The organism is Roseomonas sp. TAS13 (genome assembly GCF_001950415.1).
GTDB lineage: Bacteria > Pseudomonadota > Alphaproteobacteria > Acetobacterales > Acetobacteraceae > Roseomonas > Roseomonas mucosa.
Genome location: NZ_BDLP01000293.1, coordinates 1 through 5,632, shown reverse-complemented (window position 1 = coordinate 5,632; position 5,632 = coordinate 1). Strand labels below are relative to the sequence as shown.

At 73.3% G+C, this 5,632-nt stretch carries 6 protein-coding genes; 4 read left to right on the top strand and 2 right to left on the bottom strand.

Annotation, left to right across the window (positions count from 1 at the left end; all coding sequences use genetic code 11):
- The 3 genes from ROTAS13_RS18435 to ROTAS13_RS18425 form a co-directional block, all read left to right on the top strand.
- Positions 1-1,916 (top strand): AsmA-like C-terminal region-containing protein (locus ROTAS13_RS18435; RefSeq protein ID WP_139323433.1); only part of this gene is annotated, 1,916 nt, incomplete at its 5' end.
- A gap of 230 nt (positions 1,917-2,146) precedes the next feature.
- The gene (locus ROTAS13_RS18430) at positions 2,147-2,866 is read left to right on the top strand and encodes an ATP12 family chaperone protein (RefSeq protein ID WP_058389949.1); all 720 of its coding nucleotides are present in this window, start codon (positions 2,147-2,149) and stop codon (positions 2,864-2,866) included.
- Complete coding sequence (locus tag ROTAS13_RS18425; protein WP_019461181.1) at positions 2,866-3,141, top strand: acylphosphatase; 276 nt, start codon at positions 2,866-2,868, stop codon at positions 3,139-3,141. Before ROTAS13_RS18430 ends, ROTAS13_RS18425 begins: the two co-directional genes overlap by 1 nt.
- Positions 3,142-3,148: 7 nt before the next feature.
- Here ROTAS13_RS18425 and ROTAS13_RS18420 read toward each other — a convergent pair whose 3' ends face one another.
- A complete protein-coding gene (locus ROTAS13_RS18420) occupies positions 3,149-3,619 on the bottom strand; it encodes an OsmC family protein (protein ID WP_026033199.1) in 471 nt (156 codons plus the stop codon).
- Between the two features lie 67 nt (positions 3,620-3,686).
- Complete coding sequence (locus ROTAS13_RS18415) at positions 3,687-4,049, bottom strand: nuclear transport factor 2 family protein (RefSeq protein ID WP_026033198.1); 363 nt, start codon at positions 4,047-4,049, stop codon at positions 3,687-3,689.
- Positions 4,050-4,447: 398 nt separating this feature from the next.
- Here ROTAS13_RS18415 and ROTAS13_RS18410 point away from each other — a divergent pair, with 398 nt between their 5' ends.
- The gene (locus tag ROTAS13_RS18410) at positions 4,448-5,617 is read left to right on the top strand and encodes a DEAD/DEAH box helicase (protein ID WP_083755602.1); all 1,170 of its coding nucleotides are present in this window, start codon (positions 4,448-4,450) and stop codon (positions 5,615-5,617) included.
- The last annotated feature ends 15 nt before the right edge of the window (positions 5,618-5,632 follow it).

The window sequence follows — 5,632 nt, the reverse complement described above, 5'->3', positions numbered from 1 at the left end:
GCCGTGGCCTGCCGATGGAACTGGCGGCGCCGCCCCGCAAGGCGTCGGGCGGAGACGATGCCTCGCCCTGGCTGGCACGGCATCCCATCCCCTGGCGCCCGGCGCGCTTTCCCGCCCATGCCGACCGTTGGGCGTTGGACGACTGGTGCCCGCCGGAGACGGTGGAGGCGGTCGCGGCGCTGCACCGGCAGGGGCGCTACGACGTGGTGATCGCCTCCTACACCTGGATGTCGGCGGTGCTGGAGGCGGTGCCGGGGGCCTTCCGCGTGCTGGATACCCACGATCTGATCGGCGGGCGCGCCGCGGAGGCGGCGCGGCTCGGCCTCGCGCCATCCTGGTTCTGGACCGGGCTGGCGGAGGAAGCGGCGGGGCTGGCGCGGGCCGAGCTGGTCCTGGGCATCCAGCCGGAGGAAAGCGAAGTGCTGCGCCGGCGCGGCGCGCGGGCGGTGCTGACGGTGGGCCATGCGACCGGGCCAGGGGCTGTGCCGCCCCGCGCCAGGGGACCGGCGACCTGGGATTTCGGGCTGCTGGCCAGCGCCAATGTCTGGAACCTCCATGGGGTGGCGGCGCTGGACCGGGCCCTGGCCCCGCACCCGGGAATTCCCTGGCTCCTGGCCGGGGAGGCCGGGGTGGCTGGCGGATTCCGCTCCGCTGGCATGGCCATCGGACCGGTGGCGGAGGCGGGCGCCTTTTACCGGCTGGTGGATTGCGTCGTGAACCCGGTCGAGGGCGGCACCGGGCTGAAGATCAAGACCGTGGAGGCCCTGGGTCTCGGGCATCCGGTGATCGGCACGCGCCACGCCTTTGCCGGACTCGGAGCGCGGCATCCGGCGCAGCAGGCCGGGGATGCGGCGGCGGCGGCGGGCTGGATGGCGGAATACCGTGCCAGCCCCGCCCTGCGCACGGAGCTCCTGGCCGCCTCGCGGGAACTGGCCGGACGGTGGCGTGCATCGGTGGAGGAAGGGCTGGACCGCCTCGCCGCGCTTGAGGCCGATCTCCGCCTCCGGGTCGGGCTGCTGCGCGCCGGCCGGCTGGACTGGCGCAACGGCGAGGCGGTGCTGGCCCTGCATGGCGGGCGGCTGCTGGCCGATCCGCTGGCCATCGACGGCGCGGGGGGCCGGATCGCTCTGCGCGTGGCGGCGGAGGGCACGGCCAGCCCGCCCAGCCTGGATGTTTCCGCCCATGCCCCCTCGGTCGACCTCGCGGCGCTGCTTCCCGCCCTGGGCCTGCCCGGTGGCGTCAGCGGCATGCTCGATGCGGAAACCGCGCTGTCTGCCAGGGGAAGGACGCTGCGCGAGATGGCCGCCGGGCTGAACGGCTCGCTCGGCCTCGCCCTGGCCGATGGGCGGGTGGATATCAGCCTGCTGGACGCGGTGGCGGGCGACCTGCGACGCCTGCTGCTCCCCAATGCCCCGCGCAACGGCAGCGAGGCGGTGCGCTGCCTCGCCCTGCGCCTCCAGGCGCGGGACGGCGTGGCCAGCGCCCAGGCGATGCTGCTGGAAACCGACATCGCCAGCGTGCTGGGCTCCGGCTCGGTCGATCTGGGGCAGGAGCGGCTGGACCTGCGGCTGCTGCCCCGCGCCCGCCTCGGCGGCATCGGTCTGGCCATCCCAGTGGTGGTGGACGGCGCCCTGGCGCAGCCGCGCCTGCGTGCCGATCCGCAGGGCGCGGCCAGCGCCGGCGCCGCGATCCTGAAGGAGCTCTCGAACCGCCGAAACGATCCCGGCGGCACGTTGGGCCAGACCTTGAACCAGGCTCTGGGCCAGATCCTCGGCGAAGGCGACAGCGAGGCCGATTGCGCCGCGCAGCTCCGGATCGCCCGGGGCGGGCGCGAGGGGCCGGTGCCGGCCCCGGCCGCGCCGGAGAACCGGCAGGGCGGCGTCGGCGACCTGCTGCGGGGCCTGCTGCGGCGCTGACACGCCGGAGCGGGCAGCGCTCCGGCCGCATTTGCCATGGCGACGATCTGGTCTAGATCAGGGGAAGCCTGCTGTTCCCGTCGGGAAACCCTCCAGCCGAAGGTTCGGCGAGGGCCGGGAACGAATTGTCGCGGAGCGTTCCGCCGGGAGAGCGCTTCCGCCAACCGCAGAGGGGAGAGAAGTGCTCCGCCCCCGCCCGGATGGGGTGGAGCCGCTCCGGAGGACCCGCGATGAAGCGATTCTGGGACCGGGCCGACTATGCCGAGGTGCCTGGCGGCTTCGCCATCACGCTCGACGGAAAGCCGCTGCGCCTGCCCGGCGTCGATGGCCGCGCCGCTGGCTTCACCCTGCCCAGCCGCCCGCTGGCCGAGGCCGTGGCCGGGGAGTGGCAGCAGGCGGGCGGCGGGAAGGGCGGCGAGATGAGCCTGGACGAGGTGCCGCTCACCCGCCTCGCCGGCACCGGGCTGGACCGGATCGCACCGGACCCCGGCCCAACGGTGGAAGCCATTGCCCGCTACGCCGAGACCGACCTGCTCTGCTACCGCGCCGAGGATCGCCGCCTCGCCGCACTGGAGGCGGCGGACTGGGACCCCATCCTCGACTGGTGCGCGGCCTGCCATGGCGCCCGCCTGCACCCGACCAGCGGCATCGCCTACCGCCGGCAGGACCCGGAGGCGCTGGAGCGTCTGCATGGCGTGGTGGCGCAGCATTCGCCGCTGGAGCTTTCCGCCCTGGGCCTCGCCGTGCCGGCGCTGGGCAGCCTCGTGCTCGGCCTGGCGCTCTCGGCCGGGGCGCTGGACCCGGTCGCCGCGCACCGGCTCTCCATCCTGGACGAGACCTACCAGGAAGCCCTCTGGGGCGAAGATGCCGAGGCCCTGGCCCGACGCGAGAGGCTGGCGGCCGACGTGGCACTGTCCGCCCGGCTGCTCTTCCTAGCAAGGACGCACTGATGGCAGCCCGGCTGATCCGCATCCGGGGCCGCGTGCATGGGGTGGGGTTCCGCGACTGGCTGCTGCGCGAGGCGCGCGCGCACGGTCTCGCCGGCTGGGTCCGCAACCGGCAGGACGGGTCCGTGGAGGCGCTCCTGTCCGGCGACGAGGCCGCCGTGCGCGACGTACTGTCCGCCTGCCGCCTGGGCCCGCCTCTGGCGCGGGTGGACGAGTTGGTGGAATCCTTCTCCGAGGCGCCGGACGAACCGGGATTCCGCCGCCTGCCGACGGCCTGAGGCGAGGCTACGCTTCCCGAATCGCCGGCTCGCAGGCCACCGGAAAATTGACCGAGCTGGCGATGAAGCAGCGCGTATGCGCCGCATGGTGCAGGGTGCAGGCGAGTTCCGCGTCGCAGCCGGCGCGGATCGTGACCTGCGGGCGAAGGGTCGCGGCGACGAAGCGGCCGCCCGTGCCCTCCTCCACCATCTCCGCCTCGGCCTCGTCGCGATAGGCCGTCACCACCACCCCGGCCTCGGCGCAGAGATGCAGGTACTGGAGCTTGTGGCAGGCGGAGAGCGAGGCGAGCAGCAGTTCCTCCGGATTCCAGCGGGCGGAGTCGCCGCGGAAGGCCGGGTCGGAAGAGCCCTCGACCGGCGGCTTGCCGGGGGCTTCGATGCGGTGGTCGCGGCCATAGGCGCGGTAATGCGCCGTGCCCTCGCCGCGGTCGCCCGTCCAGACCACCGTGACCCTGTAGCGATGGCTCCGCGCCGTCATGTCCGCCTCGCGCCCTTCCCGCGCCACAGGTAGCGCCGCGCGGCGATTCGCGTCGATCCGGCGCGGATCAGCCGCCCACGGTGAGCGGCGGGGTCTGCTGGTGCTGCACCACGCGCCACTCCTCATGCCCCAGGCGGCGGTAGGTGGAGGTGCAGTGCGCCACGTAGGGCTGCGAGCCCTCGCGCTCCGCCTCGGCCTTGTAGGCCACCACGATCAGCCCTTCTTGCGGGCGCATCACCTGCCGCTCGCTCAGCGTCACCCTGGTCCAGCGCGGCGTGTCCGACACCGCCGCGATAGCCTGCTGCCCGCTCATCACATAGGGCGGTTCGGGCAGGACCATCAGGCACTCGTCGTCGATCGAGTCGCGGTAATGCTTGGCATCGGCGGTCCAGAGGCTCGTCTCGAAATCCCAGACCCGGTTGTCGTCCATCGCGTTCATCCCTTTCCGACACCGCCACAACGCGCGGATGGGGGATTCGGCCGGAATCCGGAACGGCCGCTCGCGGCATCGGCATCGCACGGGCGGGCGGGCGGGCGGGCGCCAGGGATCTGGGGCGGAGCCGGAGCAGCCCCCGCCCCGCGCCGGGCGCAGCGCCGACCCGTGCGTCCACGGCCGCGCTTGCATCCTGCACTGCAACAGTCCATATCCCGCCCACCGGCGATCCGCGCCGGTCATGCTCCCTGACGCGAGCGGGCCGCTTCCATCATGGCCCTGCGGCGGAGCAACCTTCTCCCGGGCCGCCATCCGCGTCGTTCGCGGCCCACTGGAAGACGCTCTTGCCCCAGGGAAGCCATGGGCCGGGCGCTTCACGGACCGATCGAACACTGATGACCGATTTCCTGACCCTCGGCCTCGCGTCGCCCATCCTGCGCGCGCTGGACGAAGAGGGCTACACCACCCCGACCCCGATCCAGGCCCAGGCCATCCCGGCCGCCATGGAAGGGCGGGACGTGCTGGGCATCGCCCAGACCGGCACTGGCAAGACCGCGGCCTTCGCGCTGCCGCTGCTGCACCGCCTGATCATGGACAAGCGCCGTGCCCCGCCGACCGGCTGCCGCGCGCTGATCCTGTCGCCGACGCGGGAACTGGCGGCGCAGATCCATGACAGCATCAAGGCCTATGGCCGCCACCTGGGCCTGCGCAGCGCGCTGATCTTCGGCGGCGTGCCGGAGAACCCGCAGCGCCGCGCGCTGTCGGGCGGCGTGGACATCATCGTCGCCACGCCGGGCCGCCTGCTGGACCATATCGGCACGCGCAACTGCCGCCTGGACTCGCTGGAGGCCTTCATCCTCGACGAGGCCGACCAGATGCTGGACCGGGGCTTCTGGCCCGCGATCCGCCGCATCTCGGGGATGCTGCCGAAGCAGCGCCACACGATGTTCTTCTCGGCCACCATGCCGGAGGCCATCGCCTCGCTCGCCAAGGACCTGCTGCGCGAGCCGGTGAAGGTCGAGGTCACGCCCGTCGCCACCACCGCGGAGCGGGTGAACCAGCGCGCCATCCATGTGAGCCGCGACGGCAAGCGCACGGTGCTGGCCGACATCCTCCGCAAGCCGGAAGTGGGCCGCACCCTGGTCTTCTCCCGCACCAAGCACGGCGCTGACCGCATCGTGAAGCAGTTGGAGCAGGACGGGCTCGCCGCCAACGCGATCCATGGCAACAAGAGCCAGGGCCAGCGTGAGCGCGCGCTCGACGCCTTCAAGCGCGGCACGGCGCCGATCCTGGTCGCGACCGACATCGCCGCGCGCGGCATCGACGTGTCCGGCGTGACGCATGTGATCCAGTACGACCTGCCGGAAGTGCCGGAGACCTATGTCCACCGCATCGGCCGCACCGCGCGCGCCGGCGCCTCGGGCGAGGCCATCGCCCTGGTGTCGCTGGACGACGTGCCGCTGCTGCGCGCGGTCGAGAAGCTGACGCGCCAGGCGGTTCCGGCCGAGGGCGACATCCCGACCGGCCCGGTGCCGCGCGCGCCCGGGCGCCAGCCTGTCTCTTGATCACATCTACGCACA